Below are 20,579 nucleotides of genomic sequence, written 5' to 3'. Positions count from 1 at the left end.
CTCGTAGCTCGTAGCTTGCCGCTTAGTGTCGTCTCACTTCTTCTTGCGCGGCCCGGTGTTGAATACCGGCACTTTGCGCACCGGCTTGACCGGCACATCGGCCACGGTCTCACCGCTATCCACCCATTTACCCAGGTTACGTTTGCCACCACCGGAAGCCTTGGGCTTCTTCGGCTTTTTCGGCTTCTTGATCACCTGGCCGCTGGCGTCGGTGTCCGGCACCCGGTGCTCCGGTTCGAAGTCCTGCTCCATATGGCGAGTCAGGGCCTGACGGGTCAGCGTCTCGATCGCCGACAACAGGTTCACTTCATCGGCACACACCAGCGAAATCGCCTCGCCGGTGGCCCCGGCACGACCGGTACGGCCGATCCGGTGGATGTAGTCCTCGGCCACGATCGGCAAATCAAAGTTCACCACCAGCGGCAGGTCTTCGATGTCCAGGCCACGGGCCGCGACGTCAGTAGCCACCAGGATCTGGATTTCGCTGGCCTTGAAACGATCCAGCGCCCGTTGGCGGGTCGCCTGGGGTTTGTCGCCATGAATACCGTCGGCATTGACGCCCAGGCCCTGGAGTTTCTCCACCAGCGCGTCCACGCCGTTACGGGTCTTGGCGAACACCAGCACCTGCTTCCACTTTTGTTTGCGCAGCAAATGCACGAACAGCTCTGGCTTGCGCTTCTTGTCGACGGTGTAGAGCCATTGCTTGACCGTGTTGGCAGCAACGTTGCGCGGGCTGACTTCGATGCTCAGCGGATCATTGAGCATTTGCCCGGCCAGCAGGCGGATCTGATCCGAGAAGGTCGCGGAGAACAGCAAGGTCTGGCGCTTTTTCGGCAGCACCCGGTAGATATTCGACAGTTCTTCGGAGAAGCCCAGGTCGAGCATGCGGTCGGCTTCGTCGAGCACCAGGGTCTGCAGCTGATTGAATTTCAGCGCGTTCTGGCGGAATAGGTCGAGCAGGCGACCGGGAGTCGCCACCAGCAGGTCGACGCCTTTGCGCAGCTTCATCATCTGCGGGTTGATGCTGACGCCGCCGTACACCGCGTAGGTGCTCAACGGCAGATGCTCGGCGTACTGGCGCACGCTTTCATGCACCTGTTCGGCCAGCTCGCGAGTTGGCACCAGGATCAGCGCACGCACCGAGTTACTGGTGACTTTCGGCCCCTCCATGGCCAGCAACTGCAACAGCGGCACGGCAAAGCCGGCGGTCTTGCCGGTGCCGGTCTGGGCCGCGGCCATCAGGTCGCGACCGGCCAGCACCGCCGGAATGGCTTGCGCCTGAACCGGGGTCGGGGTCTGGTAACCGAGCGTCTCAAGGGCGCGCAGCAAGGGTTCGATCAGGCCAAGAGTGGCGAAAGTCATTGGGATACCGTAGGAAAAAATCAGCGCACGTGGGCAATGCGCGGCAGTTTACCTTAAATCACTGCGGTTTCTGCTTACGCCACTGCGGCAAGCCGATCAACACCACGGCACTGATGATCACCGTCATCGCCAGGGCTTCTTCCATGCCAATGGTTTCACCGGCAAAAACGATCCCCAGCAACACCGCCACGGCCGGGTTGACGTAGGCATAGCTGGTGGCGGCAGCCGGGCGCACGTGCTTGAGCAGGTACATGTAGGCGTTGAACGCGACGATCGAACCGAGCAGCACCAGGTACATCAGCGCTGCCCAACCTTCGATCGGCGGCAGGCTGTGCAGGCGTTCGCCGGACAGTGCGCTGGCGATCATCAGTACTACGCCCCCCACCAGCATCTCGGCGGCACTGGCCATCGCTCCATGGGGCAACGGCAAATGCTTGCTCCACACCGAACCAAAGGCCCAGGCCGCCGCGGCAAAGATCAGCAACGCCGCACCCAAGGGGCTGGACTGCAGATTGGAACCGAGGTTGAGCATGGCGATCCCGATCAGGCCCAGCACAATCCCCGCCCACTCCAGGCGGGTATTACGCGCGCCCCAGAAATAGCCGCAGAGCAAGGTGAACAGCGGCACCGTGGCCACCGCCAATGCCGCCACGCCCGAGGCCACGCCCGCATGCTCGGCAACCGTCACCGCGCCGTTACCACAACTGAGCAACAGCACCCCGATCGCTGCGGCCGCCTTCCACTGCTGCCACGTGGGCGCCGGCACCCCGCGCCAGCGCAGAAAGGCATACAGCAGGGTCCCGGCAATGATAAAGCGCACGCCCCCCAGCATCAGCGGTGGCCAGTACTCGACGCCGATGCGGATCACCAGGTAGGTCGACCCCCAGATCACATACAGCGCAAAAAAGGCTCCAATCAGCGGTAACGGGAAACGGCGAAGACCAGGCATGGGACGCTCTGAGGCAGGACAAGTGGAGCGTTATTCTAGAAAGCCGACGGACGGAACTTAAGTTACAAAACCTGTTTATAAGGCCCGTACACTTTTCAAAACACGGAGATAACAGCTATAAGCCGTACTTTCGAAAGTCAGCGGTTCAGGGAGCCTGTTTATGGATAAATACGACCGAATGCTGCTCAGTGCCCTCATGGAAAATGGGCGAGCGTCCTACGCCGAATTGGCGCGCAAGGTGAACCTGTCGGCGCCCGCCGTCGCCGAGCGGGTCGCCAAGCTGGAGTCCAGCGGTGTGATCACCGGTTACCAGGCCACCGTCGACCTGGCCAAGGTCGGCCTGCCGATCCAGTGCCTGATCGAGTTGCGCCTGACCCAGCACGGCAACCAGAAAGCCTATGACGAAATGATCAGGATCCCCCAGCTCACCGAGTGCCATCGCGTCACCGGCGACTCCTGCGTGATCATGCGTGGCGCGGTGGCCTCGATGATCGAGTTGGAGGACTTGATCAATCGTGTCGCCCGGTTCGGCTCCAGCAAGACCTCGATCGTGCTCTCCAGCGCCTTCGAAAAACGCGTCCCCCTGGGGCAACTGGAAGGCAACGCGAAAAACGGCGCATGAGGTCTAGGGGGTGGCCCGGAAGGTCAGAACCCGCGATGGCGCTTGAGATGCTCGTTGATCTTCGCCGCCGGAACCTTCTGCAAGCTGCGCAGCAGGTCATGGGACAGCTCGCGCAAGCCGTGCGTGTGCCGCAACTCCTGCGCCAGGTGCGCGGTAAGGTTGGCCGCCATCTCGGCGTCGGCCATGGCCCGGTGAGCCTGGCCGGTGTTGGGCAACCCGGCGAAACGGGTGAGGGTACCCAACTTGTGGTTGGGCGCCGCCGGCATCAGGCGGCGGGCCAGCAACAGCGAGCAGGCAAAGTGCTGCAAGCGCGTGCGCTTGATCTGCCGCAGCTCGAAGTCCCAGAACTTCTGGTCGAATGCTGCGTTGTGCGCCAGCAGTGGCGTGGTCCCGACAAACTCGTTGACCTCGTTCATCACCTGCTGCGCACTGGGTGCGGTGCGCAGCATGGCGTTGCTGATGCCGGTCAGTTGTTCGATAAATGCCGGCACGCGCACGCCGGCATTCATCAGGCTCTGGTAACGCTCGACGATGCGCCCCTGTTCTAGAATCACCACGGCGATTTCCGTGGCCCGGCAACTGCTGCTGGGGGAGATTCCGGTGGTTTCAAAGTCGATGACGGCTATGCGTTCCAAACCTGTTCCTTGCGTTCAATAATCAGTTTTTGAGCAACAACGCGCCTTCGATCGGCACGTAGCGTGTGGCCGCGCGAATCAGCGAATTGGCGGTGAGACCCGGCACGCCATAGGCAACGGCGGCCACCCCGTGCTTGTTGATGATGCGATCGAGCAGCATGTCGAAATCGCCGTCACCGGAGGCCAGCACCACTTCGTCGACGTGGTCGGCGGCGTCCATGATATCCAGGGTAATACCCACGTCCCAGTCGCCCTTGGCCGAGCCGTCGCTACGCTGGATGTAGGGCTTGAGCTTCACGATGAAACCGAGGTTACGCAGGATCTGCTGGAACTGCTGCTGCTTGCTGTCACCGCGATCGATGGCGTAGGCATAGGCCTCGACGATCTGCCCGTGCTGGCTGATGTCAGCCCACAAGGCGGCATAGTTGAAATGACAGCCGTAGGCCTGGCGCACGGTGTAATAGAGGTTCTGGACATCGGCGAACACTGCGATCTTCTTCACCGCACATCCTCTTGGCGCGCACAGGCGCAGGCGATTGTTCGGACCCCGGGCCCGAAAAGTCGCCCAGTATGCCAGTCGCAAGGAAGGTTGGGCGAATCATCAGTCCGGGACGGCGCAACGCCCCGGACGAATGGCGGATCAGACGAAGCTATCGTCGTCGCCGAACAACGACGAGCCGTCATCGCTGTAGCCGGCGTCGGCAAACCCGCCCTGGTCGTTGCCGTAGCTGTCGTTACCGGCCATGCGCGGTTCGTCACTCCAGCCGGTGCCGGTGTCATTGACTGGCGCGGGCTCTGGATTGATCACCTCGACGACTTCCTGGGGCGCCTGGTTACTGTGGAACAGGCTGCTGATGCCCTGCGCCAGCATCACCCCGCCCGCTACCCCGGCAGCGGTCTTCAGGGCGCCACCGAGGAAGCTGCCGCCAGCCGCCGGCGCCTGTTGCGCCGCAGCGCCTGGGTTCTGCGCCGCAGCCGTGAAATTTTGCGCGCCGGACTGGGCATTGGGCGCCGAGCGTCCGGGCTCACGCCAACCATTGCCGCTGGATGTCGGCGCTACGCGGGATGCACCAGGCTGTGGCTCACGCGGCCCACCAAACAGGCTGGACAGGAACCCGCCACTGCCGCTCGGCGTCGCTGCCGGGGTCTGCGCCTGAGCCTGCAACACCTGGTTGCGCAATTGCTCAACCTGTTGCGCGAGCGCTTGGTTTTGCTCGTCGAGGCGCTTGAGCGCCGCCTCTTGCACCAGGATCGCCTGGGTCATGAAATAACCGGCATCGGGCTGGCGGCCCAGGTGCTGGTTGATTCGCGCTTGCGCCAGGGCGTCGCGCGGTTCGGCCTGGGTTTGCGCCTGTTGCAGCCGTGCAAACAGGTCATCGATCAGGGTTTGCTCTTCGCTGTTCATGGCGACCTCATAGATTGCCGGAAAAATCTTTGCCCTCATCCCGTGTGGATCAGGTGCCCGGCAGTAATGGGGCCGACGCCAGCTGTTTCAATGCGCTTTACCTAACGTTTACCTTTGTTCAGGTAAGGCTCCCATCGGTTACAGTGTCGCCATACTTTGCAACCTGCGAAAGCGACCGATGAATCCGTTAGACGTACTCCGCGACTCCTTGTATTTCTTCAAGCGCAACCTGGGCGGCATCGTCTCGTTGTGCCTGCCGCTGGTGGTGATCGAGGCCCTGCTGCAACAATTGGTCGACCACACCCAGGGACCCGCGGCGTTTCCCGGCTACAGCGTGATTGTCGGGCTGCTGGTCTACCCGTTGTACACCGCCGCGCTGATTTTGTTTCTCGATGCCCGCAGCCGTGGCGAGTCACCGCGCACCCGCGACCTGTGGGCAGCCTCGGCCAGCCTATGGCCACGCTTCGCCTTGCTGACGGCCGTCAACACCCTGATGATTCTGGTGGGGCTGTCGCTGTACTTCCTGCCGGGCATTTGGCTGATGGTGGTGCTGGCGTTCGCCGAATACCTGCTGGTACTGCGCAACCTGGCGCCGTTGGCCGCGATCCGCGAAAGCATGCGCCTGGCCCGAGGCAATTTCCTGCGCATCCTGGTGTGCATTCTCTGTGTGATGGGGCCACTGTGGCTGCTCAAGGGGGTGAGCGTCTCGCTCTATCCGTCGCCACAGAACCCGGTGCTGTCGGTCCTTATCGAAAGTGGCCATAGCTTCCTGCAACTGTTCACCAGCGTGGTGCTGTTTCGCCTGTTCATGCTGATCAGCGAAGCGCCTGACAAAACCCAGGGCAATGCCTGACCGCAGCACCCTTGGGCTCGGGCCCTGCTCTCAGTTATGCTCGGGACCAACTTTGTAACGCCATAAGCCGAGCCCATGACCCGCCTACTGCGCTACACCCTCTTAGGCCTGCTGATTCTGGCAGGCCTGTTGCTGGCCTCGACCTACAGCCTGACCTGGCGCCCCGAGGCCAAGGAACCCCTGACGGTGCAGTGCAGCGCCCCGGCGCCCTCGCTGGTGCCTGGCCAGGCGCTGAAGGTCATGACCTGGAACGTGCAATACCTGGCGGGCAAGCGTTATGTGTTCTGGAACGACCTGGCCCAGGGCAGCGACGAATCCCCGACCCCGGAAGACATGGCCTTCAGCCTCGATGAAGTGGCGCGGGTAATCCGCGATGAGCAGCCGGATGTAGTGCTGTTGCAGGAGCTGGATGACGGGGCCAAGGCCAGCGACTATCAGGACCAGCTCAAACTGCTCCGCGAACGCCTGGCGGACCTTTATCCCTGCAGTACCTGGGCGTTCGACTGGAAGGCTGACTTCGTGCCGGACCTGCATATTTTCGGCAGTGTCGGCCGGCAACTGGCGACCTTGAGCCGCTACCAGATCGAACACGCCGAACGCCAGCAACTGCCCGAGCCGCCGCAGAACTTCATCAGTCGCCAGTTCCAACCGAAAAACGCCTTGCTGGTGGGCTACCTGCCCCTCAGAGACGGCGGCCAGTTGGCGCTGCTCAATACTCACCTGGACTGGGTGCGCCAGCCGGACGACAGCCTGCAGAACAAGGTCGCGGCGGTCGCCAAGGTGTTGGACAAGTTCGAGGCGCGCGGCACCCCGTGGCTGATCGGTGGTGATTTCAACCTGCTGCCCCTGGGCCAGTTCCAGCGCCTGCCCCCCGAACAGCGCACGCCCTACACCGCCGACAGTGCCCTGCACACGCTGTGGGACAAGTACCCGATGATCCCGACCAATAACGAAGCCAGCGGCATCGACCGCGCCCGCTGGCTGACCCACTATCCCAACGACCCTGGCCTCAACGGCCCGGACCGGACGGTCGACTACCTGTTCTACAGCCCCAGGCTCAAGCGAGTGCAAGCCGAGGTCCGGCAGGACGATACGCTGCGCATTTCCGATCACTTGCCGGTGATTGCGCGGTTTCTGCTACCGGCAACACCGTAAGCACGGTTTTTTTTGTAGGAGCGAGCTTGCTCGCGATGGCGGTCTGTCAGGCACTCTCGATGTTGAATGGACCGGCCTCATCGCGAGCAGGCTCGCTCCTACAGTGAGTTGGGGTGCTCGCAGATGTTGCATACGGCCACCCAACCATCAGGACTTGCGCGGTTTGGCCCGCGCCGTGGCTTCTGCCACCAGAGGGTCATCGGGCCAGTAGTGCTTGGGGTATCGGCCCTTCAGGTCCTTCTTCACTTCGGCGTAGGTACTGCGCCAGAAATTTGCCAGGTCCTGGGTCACCTGCACCGGGCGGCGGGCCGGTGACAGCAGGTGCAGCTTGACCACCTGCCGGCCACCGGCAATGCGTGGGGTCTCGGCCAGGCCAAACAATTCCTGCAGGCGCACCGCGAGAATCGGTGGCTGTTCACTGTAGTCCAGGCGGATCGACGACCCCGAAGGCACGCTCAGGTGATGGGGCGCCAGCTCATCCAGGCGTTGCGGCAACGGCCAGGGCAGCAAGTTATGCACAATGCTCGACAGGTCCAGGTTGGCAAAGTGGCTGAGCCGCGAAACCCGCCCCAGATAAGGCATCAGCCAGTGTTCCAGGCTCTTGAGCAGCGCGCCGTCGCTGACATCCGGCCAACTGCTGTCGCCCTGCTGATCGAGGTCGAGCTGGCGCAAGAGCGCCACACGGGCCTGCCATTGCCGCAGCTCCGGGGTCCAGGGCAACAGCTCCAGGCCCTTGCGCCGCACCAGGTTGACCAGCGCCTGGCTGCGCGCCGCTTCATCCAGGCCGGTCAACGGCTCACGACTCAATACCAACTCGCCGACCTTGCGCTGGCGCTCAGCGCGCAGCACGCCTTCGCGCTCGTCCCAATCCAGTTGATCGACGCAGCGTACTTGCTCGGCCAATACCGAGTCGAACAGCGCCGGGTCAAAATCCGCCGCCAGGTAGATCCGTTCTTCCCGTTGCCCCTGGCGACTGCCCAAATCGGCGACGACCAGCCAGCCCTGTTTCATCAGGCTGTCCGCCTCGGCAAACAACGCCGCGCGTCCGTTGGCCAAGCGATATTCCGCCCCGCCCGCACGGCGCTGCTGGGCCACGCGGTCCGGGTAGGCCAGGGCCAGCAACGCGCCAAGCCAGCGCGGATGTTGCGGGTCCGGCACCGGTTGCTCGGGTTTGCCACGCAGATAGCCGCGATACTGCCGCGCCAGTTGCCGAGCCCGCTGCACACCACCCTGGGCGCCCCGGGCAGCCCGTTCCTCACCGGACAGCAGCACCAGGCGACTGTGCAGGTCGGCACCGGCGCCGCGCAAAATATCCCGCTCGCCGAGCAACGCCGCGACATCGCAGGCCATGTTCGCCAGGCCCAGCGCCTGGCCGCGCAGCAACAAATGGGCAATCCGCGGGTGGGCCGGCAGTTCGGCCATAGCCTGGCCATGCCGGGTCAGTTGCCAATCTTGCGGCGAGGAGCCTTGCAGGGCCCCCAAGCGTTCGAGCAGGTCCTGGGCCTGGGCATACGCCGCCGCCGGCGGCACATCGAGCCACACCAGTTGCCCCGGAGTCACACCCCAACGCCCCAACTGCAACGCCAGGCCGGCGAGGTCCGCCGAGAGTATTTCGGCACTGGCATAGGCTGCCAATTGTTCATGCTGGTCCTGGGACCACAGCCGATAACACACCCCCGGCTCCAGGCGTCCGGCACGACCGGCACGTTGGGTGGCGCTGGCGCGGGAGATCCGCTGGGTATCGAGGCGTGTCATGCCGCTGCCAGGGTCGAAACGCGGCACCCGCGCCAGCCCGGCATCGATTACTACCCGCACGCCGTCAATGGTCAGGCTGGTCTCGGCGATGTTGGTCGCCAGCACCACTTTGCGTTGCCCCGCCGGCGCCGGATCGATGGCCGCCCGCTGCGCTGCCAGGTCGAGTTCGCCGTGCAACGGGCACAACAACACCGTGGAGCGCTCCCCCAGGGCATCGGCCAATTGCTGGTGCACCCGACGGATTTCCGCTTGTCCGGGTAGGAATACCAACAGGCTGCCGGCCTCATCATTCAAGGCTTCGAGCACGGTCTGCACCAACCGTGGCTCGATGAACTCGCCCGGCTGAAACGGCCGGCCCCAGCGCATCGCCACCGGGTACATGCGGCCTTCGCTGCGCAGGATCGGCGCATCATTCAGCAAGCTGGCCAGGCGCTCGCCTTCGAGAGTGGCCGACATCAGCAGAATCTTCAGTGGCTGCTCGTCGCGAAACAGCTCCCGGCCATTGAGGCTCAGGGCCAGGGCCAGGTCGGCATCCAGGCTGCGCTCGTGGTACTCATCGAAAATCAGCAGGCCAACCCCCTCCAGCGCCGGATCTTCCTGCAAGCGGCGGGTGAGGATGCCTTCGGTGACCACTTCGATACGGGTGGTGGGACCGACCTTGCTGTCCAGGCGGATCCGGTAGCCGACGGTTTCCCCGACTTTCTCCCCCAGCTCACTGGCCAGGCGCTCGGCCGCTGCGCGCGCCGCCAGCCGGCGCGGTTCCAGCATCAGGATGGTTTGCCCGGCCAGCCACGGCTCGTTGAGCAGCGCCAAAGGCACGCGGGTGGTCTTACCGGCGCCGGGCGGTGCTTCGAGCACGGCTTCATGGCGTGTCGCCAGGGCTTCACGCAGCGCGGGTAAAACTTCATCTATCGGCAAAGAAATCATGCTGGCTCCAAAACAGAGCGGCGAGTATAACGGCGAACTGCTTTGCGTTCGTCACGGTCCTAATTCATAGCGACGACGTTTCGTTTCAAGTTTGCCGAGGAGAATTCTTATGCGTGTTCCGTTTCGTCTGATTGGTGGTGTGCTGGTAGCGACCCTGCTGACCCAACTGACCGCGTGCGGGTCGATTTTCTACCCCGATCGCCGTGGCCAGATCGACGGCAAGATCGACCCGGCAATTGCCGTGCTCGATGCCGTGGGCCTGCTGTTTTATGTGATCCCCGGGCTGATCGCCTTTGCCGTGGACTTCACTACCGGGGCGATTTATTTCGAGCCAGGCAAGACCGCCCAAGTGGCCCCGGAAAAACTCCAGCAAGCGATCGGCGCCGACGGCCAGGTCGACAACGCCAAGCTGCAGACCATCCTGCAAACCGAGTTGGGCCGCAGCTTCCCGCTGGACGATCCACGCCTGATCCAGCACAAGGGCAGTGCCCAGCAACTGGCATCGTTAGGGTTGCAACCCGCCGCTTGATGACGCGCACCGAAGGAACGATGCACCTATGACCAGCAGCCCGGAACACGCTCGCCTGTTACGCCTGGCCACCCGCGCCTCGGTGGCGGTGGCCAGCATCCTGATTATCGCCAAGGCCATTGCCTGGTGGTTAAGCGGGTCGGTGAGCATGCTCGCCGGCTTGACGGACTCGGCACTCGACGGCGTGACCTCGCTGCTCAATCTGCTGGCGGTGCACTACGCCCTGCGCCCGGCGGACGACGATCACCGCTATGGGCATGGCAAGGCCGAGTCCCTGGCGGGTATGGCCCAGGCGCTGTTCATCGGCGGCAGTGCGTTACTGATCGCCTTCCAGGCTTTCGACCGGCTCAAGCATCCGGAGCCGGTCGGTGCGCCCTGGATCAGTATCGGGGTGATTGTGTTTTCCCTCGGCCTGACGGCGGCATTGCTGCTGTTGCAACACCGGGTTATCCGCGAAACCGGGTCCAATGCGGTGCGCGCCGACTCACTGCACTACCGCTCCGACCTGCTGCTCAATGGCAGCATCCTGCTTGCCCTGGTGCTGGCTGGGTTTGGCTGGCATCAACTGGACGCCTGGTTCGGCCTGGCCATTGCCGCCTACATCCTGTGGAGTGCGATACAGATCGCCCGGGAAAGCTTTACCGTGCTGATGGACGAGGAACTGCCGCCCGAGATCAGCCAGCACATGCTCGAACTGGCCTGTGGCGTGCCCGGCGTCCTGGGCGCCCACGACTTGCGCACCCGGGTCTCGGGCAACCACTGGTTTGTGCAACTGCACCTGGAACTGCCAGGGGACCTGACCTTATCCGTCGCCCATGGCATCAGCGACCAGGCGGCCGATGCCATTCACGCCGCCTACCCACGAGCCGAAGTGCTGGTGCACGCTGACCCGATTGGCTCAGCCGCAAGCGGCAAGCTTTAAGCTCACAGCTACCACTGAACCTGATAGTCCCGCGAGCCCAGGCAATTGTCCGGGCCTGGCCTTATTTCGCGCACATAAAAAAGGGAGGCCCGTCGGCCTCCCCTTGAGAACTTAGTCCGTGCTCGACGCTTTTGACGCCGGCTCACCTCACTCCGTCTTCTGGACAGTGTGTAGCCCGGGGGCCAACTCGCCTCCTGTGGGAGGGGTGGCCGCGGCTGGCCTGATTCGGCGGGCCGCTGTGGACTGTTTGTCCGGGCAGTGATTCTGGTAATAAGAATAGGCCTGAGGCCACGGCAGAGGATTGCGAATATTGCTCAAATAAACATGACTTGCGCAATTTTTCACCCCTGATAGATAATCCACCGCAATTGTTAAGACAAAGGCCTGTTTCATGAGCAAACTCGACCGATACGACTTGAGCATTTTGGCGGAATTGCAGCGCGACGCACGCATCTCCAATCAGGAGCTGGCCGAGCGCATCGGCCTTTCGCCCTCGCCTTGTTCGCGGCGGGTCAAACAGCTGGAGGACGATGGCTACATCAGCCGCCAGGTCGCCTTGCTCGACCGCAAGCTGCTCGGCTTGAGCCTGACGGCCTACGTGTTGATCGGCATGGACCGCCACACTCCCGAGCGCTTCGAAAATTTCGAGGCCGCCATTCGTACCCTGCCCCAGGTACTGGAGTGCAGCCTGGTGACCGGGATGGACGCCGACTACCAGCTCAAGGTGGTGGTGCCGGACATGGACCATTACCAGAAACTGCTGCTCGGCCACCTGACCCGGATTGAAGGGGTGACCAGTGTGCGCTCCAGCTTCGTGCTCAACCAGGTATTGAACAGTACCGAGTTGCCGTTGACCCATTTGCGCGGCTAAGTACGCCATCGCGGGCAAGCCTTGCACCTACGGGGCGCAAGGCTGCGGCACACCGACGCAGGTCAATGCCCCGCCGCGTGCCCTTGGCGTATACTCCCCCGGCCTTTTTTGCCCTGCGCACGCTGGAGATGTTCGATGGATCCTGCACTGTTGGAAGAGTGGATGATGACCGGCCTGGTCAGCATCCTGATCATTTTCATGGGTTTCATCGTCTGGGACCTGGCAAAGAAATCCAAGGCCGGACGTTTCGGCTCGTTCATCCTGTTCTTTGTGCTGGGCCTGGGTGTGGCGGCATTCATCATCAAGAGCGTGGTAATTGGCCTGATCGAATCCGGCACTTTATAAGCGCGCCGGCACTTCCTTCCACTGGCCCTGGTCGAGCCCCTCGAGCGTCCAGTCGCCGATTCGCACGCGCACCAGGCGCAAGGTCGGCAAGCCCACTGCCGCGGTCATGCGCCGCACCTGGCGGTTACGCCCCTCCCGAATCACCAACTCCAGCCAACTGGTCGGCACGCTTTTACGAAAGCGTACCGGCGGGTTGCGTGGCCACAACTCGGGCTCTTCCAGCTGGCGCGCCTCAGCGGGCAAGGTCATGCCGTCATTTAGCTCGACACCGTCACGCAAGCGCTGCAACTGCTCGGCCGTCGGCTCGCCTTCGACCTGCACCCAATAGGTCTTGGCCAACTTGTGCTTGGGATCGGCAATCCGCGCCTGCAACTGGCCATCGTTGGTCAGCAACAGCAGCCCTTCGCTGTCACGGTCCAGGCGGCCGGCCGGGTAGATCCCGGGAATCTCGAGGTAATCCTTGAGCGTCGCCCGCCCTTCGCCATCACTGAATTGCGTCAGCACATCGAAGGGTTTGTTGAACAGAATCAGTTTCGGTTCAGCCGGCGGCGCTTTGGCCACGCGGCGCGGGCCTGCAGGGGCAGCACCTGGGCGACGGGAAGGAGGACGAGGACGGGACATGGCAAACACAACATCTAACGGTCAGGGCTGCCCATGCTAGTGCCCCGACCGTCAAATGACCACGATAACAATCAGCGGAACGGCGGCTCGTCAAAGCTGCGCAGTTTGCGCGAGTGCAATGAGTTGAGCTCGGTGCGCAGCAAATCCACCGCGGCGATGCCGATTTTCAAGTGCTGGCTGACCGCACGCTCATAAAAAGCGTTGGCCGAACCCGGCAGCTTGATTTCACTGTGTAGCGGCTTGTCCGAGACACACAGCAACGTGCCATATGGCACCCGCAGACGATAACCCTGGGCGGCGATGGTGCCGCTTTCCATGTCCACCGCCACGGCCCGTGACAGGTTGATCAACGGTCGTTCCTGGGCCCAACGCAATTCCCAGTTACGGTCGTCGTAGGTCAGCACGGTACCGGTGCGCAGGCGTTTTTTCAGGTCATCGCCCTTCTCGCCCGTGACGTTGGCAGCCGCCTGTTGCAGCGCCATTTGCACTTCGGCCAGCGCCGGGATCGGAATGTTCGGCGGCACCACCCGGTCGAGAATCCCATCGCGCCGCATGTAGGCGTGGGCCAGCACGTAGTCGCCGATCGTCTGCGATTGGCGCAGGCCACCGCAGTGCCCGATCATCAGCCAGCAGTGCGGACGCAGCACAGCCAGGTGGTCGGTGATGTTCTTCGCGTTGGACGGACCGACACCAATGTTGACCAGGGTCACGCCATGCCCGTCGGACGCCAGCAAGTGGTAGGCCGGCATCTGGTAACGGTGCCAGACCACACCTGCGGCAATGGCCGAGGCTTCGCCGTGATCCATGCTCTTTTCGATGATCACGTTGCCCGGCAGCACCATGCGCACAAAGCGCGGGTCGCTGCGCAATTGCTCCAGGCCATGGACGATGAACTGGTCGACATAACGATGGTAGTTGGTCAGCAGGATCCACGGCTGCACATGCCGCCAGTCGCTGCCGGTGTAGTGCACCAGGCGGCGCAGGGAGAAGTCGACCCGCGCGGCGTCGAACAGGGCCAGTGGCAGCGGATCGGTATTTTCCCAATCGTACAGGCCGTCGGCGATGCCATCGGTGGCCGCTGACAGGTCGGTGCTCGGGAACACCCGCGCCAGCACCGCGGCGGTCACGCCGGAGCCGGCCAGTTCATCGCCCTGCTCGACCACATAGGGGTACGGGATATTCTGCTGGCTGACACCCACTTCCACCGTCACGGTGAAGTCGTGCATCAAGGGCACCAGTTGCTCCAGCAAGTACTTACGAAACGCCGCCGGATGGGTGACGGTGACGCTGTAGGTCCCCGGCAACTGCACCTTGGCGTAAGCCCGGGTGGTCTGTGGGACTTCGCCCTGGCACAGGTAGGTCAGGCGCAATTCCGGGTAGCGGAACATCGCACGCTGTTCGGCATCGGGTTCGATGCGGTCTTTCAGATAACGCTTGAGCGCCTGGTTCAACGCCGTAGTGGCTCGCTCGTGCAGCGCGGCGAGCCGGTCCACGGCTTGTTCAGCGGTTTGAACGACAATAAAGGCTTCGGTCACGATCAGCTTCCTGTGTTCTGGCTTGCAGGCCTTCATCTTGCCTGCAACGTTGCTTCACGGGAACAGTGGCGTGTTGGTTACGCTTCAATTCCGGAACACTGGAAATCCTGTGGGAGCGGGCTTGCCCGCGATTGCGGTGTGTCAGGCAACATTGATGTTGAATGTTTGATCGCAATCGCGAGCAAGCTCGCTCCCACAGGGCTTTGTTGTGGTCAGTAGCGCTGCGGGGTCGAACGGGCGACGATGGCTTCCACATCCACACCTCGCGGCAACGCACCGTAAACCCGGCCTCCACCGTTCAGGCGACTGGCGATAAAGGCGTCGCTGACGCTGGCATTGCCCGCCTCGAGCAACAACTTGGCCTGCAGGCCCAGGGCAATGTCCTCGGTCAGTTGGCGGGCGCGGTATTGGATGTCGCTGGTGTCCTTGAACGCCGCCTGCAACTGCTGGATGTGCGTGGCCAGGCGTTTGTCGCCATGCCCGTCGCCCAGTTCGCTGAACAGTGCATCGAGCACTCCGGGCTCTTTGGACAGGGCACGCAGCACGTCCAGGCACTGCACGTTACCGGAACCTTCCCACGTCGAGTTCACCGGCGCCTCACGGTACAGGCGCGGCAGGATGCTTTCCTCGACATAACCGGCGCCGCCCATGCACTCGGCAGCTTCATTGATCATGGCCGGGGCGCGCTTGCAGATCCAGTACTTGCCCACCGCTGTCACCAGCCGGGCGAACTTGGCTTCCTGGGAGTCATCCAGTTGATCCAGCGCCTGCCCCATGCGCAGGCTCAAGGCCAGGGCGGCCTCGCTTTCCAGCGCCAGGTCGGCGAGCACGTTCTGCATCAGCGGCTGTTCGCTGAGAAACTTGCCACCCACCTGGCGGTGGGCGCAGTGATGGCTGGCCTGAGTCAGCGCCTGGCGCATCAAGGCACTGGAGCCGACCATGCAATCAAAACGGGTCATGGCGACCATTTCGATAATGGTCGGTACGCCACGCCCCTCCTCGCCGATCATCCACGCCAGCGCCCCACGAAACTCGACTTCACTGGACGCATTGGAGCAATTGCCCAGTTTGTTTTTCAGGCGCTGGATGTAGAACTGGTTCCGCGTGTCATCTGGTCGATGGCGCGGCAGCAGGAAGCAGGTCAGGCCCTTGTCGGTCTGGGCCAGGGTCAGGAAGGCGTCGCACATCGGTGCCGAGCAGAACCATTTATGGCCCACCAGTTCATACGCCTGGCCCGGACCGGCCGCACCGACTGGATACGCCTTGGTGGTATTGGCCCGCACGTCGGTGCCGCCCTGCTTCTCGGTCATCGCCATGCCGATCGTGACGCCGGCCTTGTGGGCCATGCCGACATTGCGCGGGTCATACTCGCGGGCGAGGATTTTCGGCAGCCATTGCCGGGCGATGTCCGGCTGCAGACGCAAGGCGGGCACGCTGGCGAACGTCATGGTCAGCGGGCAGCCACTGCCGGCTTCGGCCTGGCTGTGCAGGTACGTCATGGAGGCCCGGGCAACATGGGCGCCGGCCTGTGGATCGGTCCAGGGCAAGGACGTCAGCCCGTGCTCGACCGCAGCCCGCATCAGTTCATGGTAAGCCGGGTGAAACTCCACCAGGTCGATGCGATGACCATACCGATCATGGCTGCAGAACAGCGGCTTGTTCTGGTTGGCCAAGAACCCCGCGGCCATCAACGGACCACCGGCCAAGGCACCATAGGCGTCGATTCGCGACTCGGCCCAACCCGCCCCGAAACGCCGCGACCACTCTTGCAGCGGCAGGTCGACGCGGTACAGGTTGACCCCGTCCAGGGAGGGTGGCTGATTGGTGACTTCGTGGGTTTCGGCGAACTGGTGCAGGTTCATGGCGGGCCTCCTTGGGTCAGCGAAGACCCTCAGTTAAGCACCCTGCCACCCCCTGACAAAGTGGCATATACGCCTAAATACCGGCGCTTTCACCTTGCTGCTGGCAAAGTAACCGACGATGCAGCACCGCCTGCAACTCTTCGAATTTCACCGGTTTGCTCAGGCAATCAGTCAGCCCGGCCTCGAAGTCCAGGCTGGTGGTGGACACCGCAGCCAGCACCGCAACATTGGCGTAGCCCGGCAGCGCACGGATCTGCTCGCACATCGTCTGCCCCGCCAGCGCGGGCATCGGACTGTCCAGCAGCACCGCATCAAAATATTCCCGGCGCAAGCACTCCAGCGCGGCGGGGGCGCTGTCGACACTGCGCACCCGATAGCCGAGCTTGAGCAACATGCCGCGCACCACCAGTTGATTGATACTGTCGTCGTCGACCAACAACACCCGGCAATCCTGGGGGTCGCGCACGCTCACCAGGTCCTGGCCGTGACGCACGGTAGCGGTGCTCGGCGGCAGCGTCACCACCTCGAACTCGACATCCAGCTGAAACCGGCTGCCACGCCCAGGTTCAGAGCGGTGGGTCAGGCGCCCGCCGATCAACTCGACCAATTGCCGACAGATCGCCAACCCCACTCCCAGGCCGCCGTACTCGCGGGTCATGGAACCGTCGAGCTGGAAAAAGCGCTGATACATGGTCGCCTCGCCCAGGTCAGTAAAGCCGATGCCGGTGTCGATTACGGCAAAGGACAACGCCTGGCGCCCGGCTTCAGCCGGCTTGCCGCTGACCCGCAACGCCAACCCGCCGACGTGGGTGAACTTGATCGAGTTGTCCAGCAGGCACTCCAGGCACTGCACCAGCTTGGCGCTGTCACCGTGCAGGCGATCGGGCAAGCCCTGGGCCAGCTCAACCTTGAAATCCAGGGCCTTGCTCGCGGCATTGGCGGCGAACTGCTGGTGCAGGCCATCGACCACCGAACGCAGGCTGAACGACTCCGGGTAGGCCTTGAGGCGCCCGGCCTGCAGCTCGGTCAGGGTCAGGATGCCGTTGACCATGCGCATCATGTCCCGCGCCGAACCGGCGGCGGTCTGCTGATACTGCTCCAGCTCCGGATCCATCTCGACGGTCTGCATCAACTCCAGCGAACCGATCACCCCATTCATCGGCGTGCGCAGTTCGTGGGTCAGGGTCGCCAGGAACTCATCCTTGAGCTGGTTACTGTGGGCCAGTTGCTGGTTCAACACTTCCAGCTTCTGCCCGGCATCGAACAATGTCTGTGCCTGCTGCTCGCGCATGGTGTTGATGCGGTCAGCCAGGGCCAGGGACAGCAATGCGACCTCAATCGCCGAACCGATCTGGCTGGCGTACATGGTCAGGAACACGTTAGGCAGGTAGCCCAGCACCATCAGCGTATTGACGATGCCGCCGAGCAGGAACGCCGACCAGGCGATGATGAAATAGCGTGCTACCCGCAGGCCGCGCCACCAGGCGAAAATCCCCGCCGAGAAAATCACCACGGTGAAGATCAGCGCCAATGCCGTGGCCAGGCGCAGGGCCAGGGCATAGCTGGTCATCAACGACAGGCCGACCACCACCGCGCTGCAGGCCACCAGCGTCAATAGCAGGCGATCGAACCAGCGACTGTGACTGGAGGTTTGCAGGAAACTGCGGGCGAACTGGCTGCCGAACAGCGCCGCGCAGCCGATGAAAAACGGTGTCGAGGCGTTGGCCCACCAAGGGTTGTTCGGCCAGAAGTACTCCACCGCCGCACCGTTCACCGAGAGCTGGTACAGGCCGAACGAGGCGATATAGAAGATGTAATAGAGGTAGCTGGTGTCGCGCACGCTGAGGTAGATGAACAGGTTATAGACCAGCATCCCCAGCAGGACCCCGTAAATCAGCCCGAGGATATACAGGCGCACCGGCTGGTCTTCCAGATAGGCCGTACTCGACCACAGTGCCAGCGGCGCCTGGATCGAACCCTGGCTTTGCAGGCGCAGGTAGACGGTCTTCTGTTCATTGGCCACGAAGGGCAAGTCAAACAGGTAGTTGTTCTGGCGAATTTCCCGGGTGGCGAACGGCAAGGCGTCACCGGTGCGCTGCTTGAGCTGATAATTCCCAGTGCCATCGGGCAGGTACAGGTCGACGTGATCCAGGGGTGGGTACGCCAACTCCAGCAGCCAGGTACGCAGGACCTCGGGATTGCTCGGGCGGTAATGCAGGTCGATCTTCAGCCAGAACACCGAACGGGAGTAACCGGCATTCAGGGTGGCTTTGTGGTGGGGGCTGAAATGACCGGCCGCCGCTTGGGCCTGGACGTCTTTGATGCTCGCAGTGCCGGCGACATCCTCGTACACCTGCATGATCCGACCCAAGGGGAGCTTTTGGGTGAACTCATCAAAGTCCGCTGCGCTCGCCAACATGGGCAAACTCAACAGCAACATCAGCAAATAGCGCATAAAGCCCCAGCATGGCCTGTCCGGTGCGTCAGGAAGCCCCCCCATTTCCTTTTGAGCAGACGTCGAACCGATACAACCTGTTATTGGTTTGGATCCACTCTAGCATAGCCGCTGGCGGCGTTTGAACACCATTGAAATTTTTAGTTTGAAGGCTCTAGAACGGGCCTTTCGGCGGAACAGAGCGGTCAATACCTGAAGATCCAGTCAGATTATGAGGATCATCCCTAACCGCCCGCCGCTGCCACGAGCCCACGCGGCTGGCAGCAAGTCCTGGCGTGCTGCCAGGCGCACCGAAAAAACGTGTTTGGTGGTAAGCTCGCGCACCATGAATATCTACAGCTCTCGCCCCGTTGTCCTCTGTCTCTCCGGCCACGACCCAAGTGGTGGCGCCGGCTTGCAGGCAGATATCGAAGCCCTGCTGGCTCAGGGTTGTCATGCGGCCCCGGCCGTCACTGCCCTGACCGTGCAAGACACCGTCAATGTCAGTGATTTCCGCGTCCTCGATCGTGAGTGGGTACTGGCCCAGGCCAATGCCGTCCTCAACGACTCGCAGGTTGCGGCGGTCAAGCTGGGCATGCTCGGCTCACTGGAAATGGTCGACACCGTGGTCGAACTGCTCCAGGCGCATCCGCACCTGCCCGTGGTCTGCGACCCGGTGCTGCGCGCCGGCGGCGGCGGACGCCTGGGCAAGGACGAAGTCGGCTACGCCATGCGCGAGCGCCTGCTGCCATTGGCGATCATCGCCACCCCTAACCTTCCTGAAGCCCGGATCCTGGCTGAACTGCCAGACGGCAGCGCCGACCAGTGCGCAGAAAAACTCCTGCCCTACGTCAAACACTTGCTGATTACCGGTGGGCATGGCGACGAACATCAAGTACACAATCGCCTCTACAGCCGCGACGGTCACCGCGAAACCTTTACCTGCCAGCGCCTGCCCGGCAGCTACCACGGATCCGGATGCACCCTGGCCAGCGCCCTGGCCGGTCGCCTGGCCCAGGGCGAACACCTCGCCAGCGCGGTGAAGTCGGCACTGGACTACACGTGGCGCACCCTGCGTGACGCCGAACAACTGGGTAAAGGCCAGTTTGTTCCGCGCCGCCTGCCGCTGGATTTTTGCTCGTAACGCCATGAGGCTTGCCCGATGAAATTACGTGGTCTGTACGCCATTACCGACAGTCAGTTACTGGCCGGCAAGTTCCTGCCCTATGTGCAAGCGGCACTGGAGGGTGGCGTGACCTTGCTGCAGTACCGCGACAAAAGCACCGACGAGGCGCGCCGCCTGCGCGAAGCCGAAGCCCTGCGCGGCCTGTGCGAGCGCTACAAGACCCAGTTGATCATCAACGACGACGCCGAACTGGCCGCACGCCTGGGCGTCGGCGTGCACCTGGGGCAAACCGATGGCCCGCTGACCCCGGCCCGGGCACTGCTGGGTCGCCAGGCGATCATCGGCTCGACCTGTCACGCGCAGATCGAGCTGGCCGAACAAGCGGCCAAGGAAGGCGCCAGTTATGTCGCCTTCGGCCGCTTTTTCAACTCCAACACCAAACCCGGCGCACCGACCTGCAGCCTCGAACTGCTCGACCAGGCCCGCGCCCGGCTGCACCTGCCGATCTGTGCGATCGGCGGTATCACCCTGGACAACGCCGCCCCGCTGGTGGCCCATGGGGTCGACCTGCTGGCCGTAGTGCATGGCCTGTTCGGCGCCGACAGCACGAGCGAAGTGACCCGCCGCGCGCGCGCCTTCAACGCATTGTTCAATTCCTGAATTTTTGAGAG

General features: G+C 62.9%; 19 protein-coding genes. 9 read left to right on the top strand and 10 right to left on the bottom strand.

Annotated features, from left to right (window positions below):
• Window positions 1-33: 33 nt before the first annotated feature.
• Both CKW24_RS06945 and yedA read right to left on the bottom strand, forming a co-directional pair.
• Entirely contained in the window at window positions 34-1,362 is a 1,329-nt protein-coding gene (locus CKW24_RS06945) for a DEAD/DEAH box helicase (protein WP_095166392.1), read from the bottom strand.
• A gap of 58 nt (window positions 1,363-1,420) precedes the next feature.
• Window positions 1,421-2,311: a drug/metabolite exporter YedA gene (gene yedA / locus CKW24_RS06940; protein ID WP_095166390.1), complete on the bottom strand. Its 891-nt coding sequence runs from the start codon at window positions 2,309-2,311 to the stop codon at window positions 1,421-1,423.
• 160 nt (window positions 2,312-2,471) lie between these two features.
• Here yedA and CKW24_RS06935 point away from each other — a divergent pair, with 160 nt between their 5' ends.
• Window positions 2,472-2,933, top strand: a complete 462-nt coding sequence (locus CKW24_RS06935) for an Lrp/AsnC family transcriptional regulator (RefSeq protein WP_095166389.1) — start codon at window positions 2,472-2,474, stop codon at window positions 2,931-2,933.
• Window positions 2,934-2,956: 23 nt separating this feature from the next.
• On the opposite strand, the gene CKW24_RS06930 is transcribed toward CKW24_RS06935, so the two are convergent.
• The 3 genes from CKW24_RS06930 to CKW24_RS06920 all read right to left on the bottom strand — a co-directional run bounded on the left by CKW24_RS06930 (window position 2,957) and on the right by CKW24_RS06920 (window position 4,973).
• Complete coding sequence (locus CKW24_RS06930; protein WP_095166387.1) at window positions 2,957-3,568, bottom strand: PolC-type DNA polymerase III; 612 nt, start codon at window positions 3,566-3,568, stop codon at window positions 2,957-2,959.
• 22 nt (window positions 3,569-3,590) lie between these two features.
• Window positions 3,591-4,070, bottom strand: a complete 480-nt coding sequence (locus CKW24_RS06925; protein WP_095166385.1) for an NYN domain-containing protein — start codon at window positions 4,068-4,070, stop codon at window positions 3,591-3,593.
• 138 nt (window positions 4,071-4,208) lie between these two features.
• Window positions 4,209-4,973, bottom strand: coding sequence for a DUF2076 domain-containing protein (locus CKW24_RS06920; RefSeq protein ID WP_095166383.1), 765 nt, complete (start codon window positions 4,971-4,973; stop codon window positions 4,209-4,211).
• A 178-nt stretch (window positions 4,974-5,151) separates the two neighbouring features.
• Here CKW24_RS06920 and CKW24_RS06915 point away from each other — a divergent pair, with 178 nt between their 5' ends.
• Both CKW24_RS06915 and CKW24_RS06910 read left to right on the top strand, forming a co-directional pair.
• A complete protein-coding gene (locus CKW24_RS06915; protein WP_095166381.1) occupies window positions 5,152-5,826 on the top strand; it encodes a YciC family protein in 675 nt (224 codons plus the stop codon).
• Window positions 5,827-5,901: 75 nt separating this feature from the next.
• Window positions 5,902-6,981 carry an endonuclease/exonuclease/phosphatase family protein gene (locus tag CKW24_RS06910; protein ID WP_095166379.1) on the top strand — a complete coding sequence of 360 codons (1,080 nt, stop codon included), beginning with the start codon at window positions 5,902-5,904 and terminating at the stop codon, window positions 6,979-6,981.
• A gap of 147 nt (window positions 6,982-7,128) precedes the next feature.
• Here CKW24_RS06910 and hrpB read toward each other — a convergent pair whose 3' ends face one another.
• Entirely contained in the window at window positions 7,129-9,663 is a 2,535-nt protein-coding gene (gene hrpB, locus CKW24_RS06905) for an ATP-dependent helicase HrpB (protein WP_095166377.1), read from the bottom strand.
• A 109-nt stretch (window positions 9,664-9,772) separates the two neighbouring features.
• On the opposite strand from hrpB, the gene CKW24_RS06900 reads away from it, so the two are divergent.
• The 4 genes from CKW24_RS06900 (at window position 9,773) to CKW24_RS06885 (ending at window position 12,330) form a co-directional block, all read left to right on the top strand.
• Window positions 9,773-10,192, top strand: a complete 420-nt coding sequence (locus CKW24_RS06900; RefSeq protein WP_095166375.1) for a polyribonucleotide nucleotidyltransferase — start codon at window positions 9,773-9,775, stop codon at window positions 10,190-10,192.
• Between the two features lie 28 nt (window positions 10,193-10,220).
• Window positions 10,221-11,114, top strand: a complete 894-nt coding sequence (locus CKW24_RS06895) for a cation diffusion facilitator family transporter (protein WP_095166366.1) — start codon at window positions 10,221-10,223, stop codon at window positions 11,112-11,114.
• Window positions 11,115-11,505: 391 nt separating this feature from the next.
• Complete coding sequence (locus CKW24_RS06890; protein ID WP_095166364.1) at window positions 11,506-11,985, top strand: Lrp/AsnC family transcriptional regulator; 480 nt, start codon at window positions 11,506-11,508, stop codon at window positions 11,983-11,985.
• A 135-nt stretch (window positions 11,986-12,120) separates the two neighbouring features.
• Window positions 12,121-12,330: a DUF2788 domain-containing protein gene (locus CKW24_RS06885; RefSeq protein WP_095166363.1), complete on the top strand. Its 210-nt coding sequence runs from the start codon at window positions 12,121-12,123 to the stop codon at window positions 12,328-12,330.
• Here CKW24_RS06885 and CKW24_RS06880 read toward each other — a convergent pair.
• The 4 genes from CKW24_RS06880 to CKW24_RS06860 all read right to left on the bottom strand — a co-directional run bounded on the left by CKW24_RS06880 (window position 12,325) and on the right by CKW24_RS06860 (window position 18,803).
• Window positions 12,325-12,891: a pseudouridine synthase gene (locus tag CKW24_RS06880; RefSeq protein WP_177440606.1), complete on the bottom strand. Its 567-nt coding sequence runs from the start codon at window positions 12,889-12,891 to the stop codon at window positions 12,325-12,327. The genes CKW24_RS06885 and CKW24_RS06880 overlap by 6 nt on opposite strands.
• A gap of 131 nt (window positions 12,892-13,022) precedes the next feature.
• Window positions 13,023-14,522, bottom strand: a complete 1,500-nt coding sequence (gene amn / locus CKW24_RS06875; protein WP_162530213.1) for an AMP nucleosidase — start codon at window positions 14,520-14,522, stop codon at window positions 13,023-13,025.
• Between the two features lie 176 nt (window positions 14,523-14,698).
• On the bottom strand, window positions 14,699-16,348 hold the full coding sequence (locus tag CKW24_RS06865; RefSeq protein ID WP_095166355.1) for an acyl-CoA dehydrogenase family protein: 1,650 nt from the start codon (window positions 16,346-16,348) through the stop codon (window positions 14,699-14,701).
• A gap of 73 nt (window positions 16,349-16,421) precedes the next feature.
• On the bottom strand, window positions 16,422-18,803 hold the full coding sequence (locus CKW24_RS06860; protein WP_095166353.1) for a hybrid sensor histidine kinase/response regulator: 2,382 nt from the start codon (window positions 18,801-18,803) through the stop codon (window positions 16,422-16,424).
• Window positions 18,804-19,128: 325 nt separating this feature from the next.
• Here CKW24_RS06860 and CKW24_RS06855 point away from each other — a divergent pair, with 325 nt between their 5' ends.
• Both CKW24_RS06855 and thiE read left to right on the top strand, forming a co-directional pair.
• Window positions 19,129-19,926 (top strand): hydroxymethylpyrimidine/phosphomethylpyrimidine kinase, encoded by a 798-nt coding sequence (locus tag CKW24_RS06855; protein WP_095166340.1) that lies wholly within the window; start codon window positions 19,129-19,131, stop codon window positions 19,924-19,926.
• An 18-nt stretch (window positions 19,927-19,944) separates the two neighbouring features.
• A complete protein-coding gene (gene thiE / locus CKW24_RS06850; protein ID WP_095166338.1) occupies window positions 19,945-20,568 on the top strand; it encodes a thiamine phosphate synthase in 624 nt (207 codons plus the stop codon).
• Window positions 20,569-20,579: the final 11 nt, after the last annotated feature.

It is taken from the genome of Pseudomonas sp. Irchel 3H3 (assembly GCF_900187635.1).
In the GTDB taxonomy this organism is placed as follows: domain Bacteria; phylum Pseudomonadota; class Gammaproteobacteria; order Pseudomonadales; family Pseudomonadaceae; genus Aquipseudomonas.
This window is presented reverse-complemented; position numbering and strand designations above follow the sequence as displayed.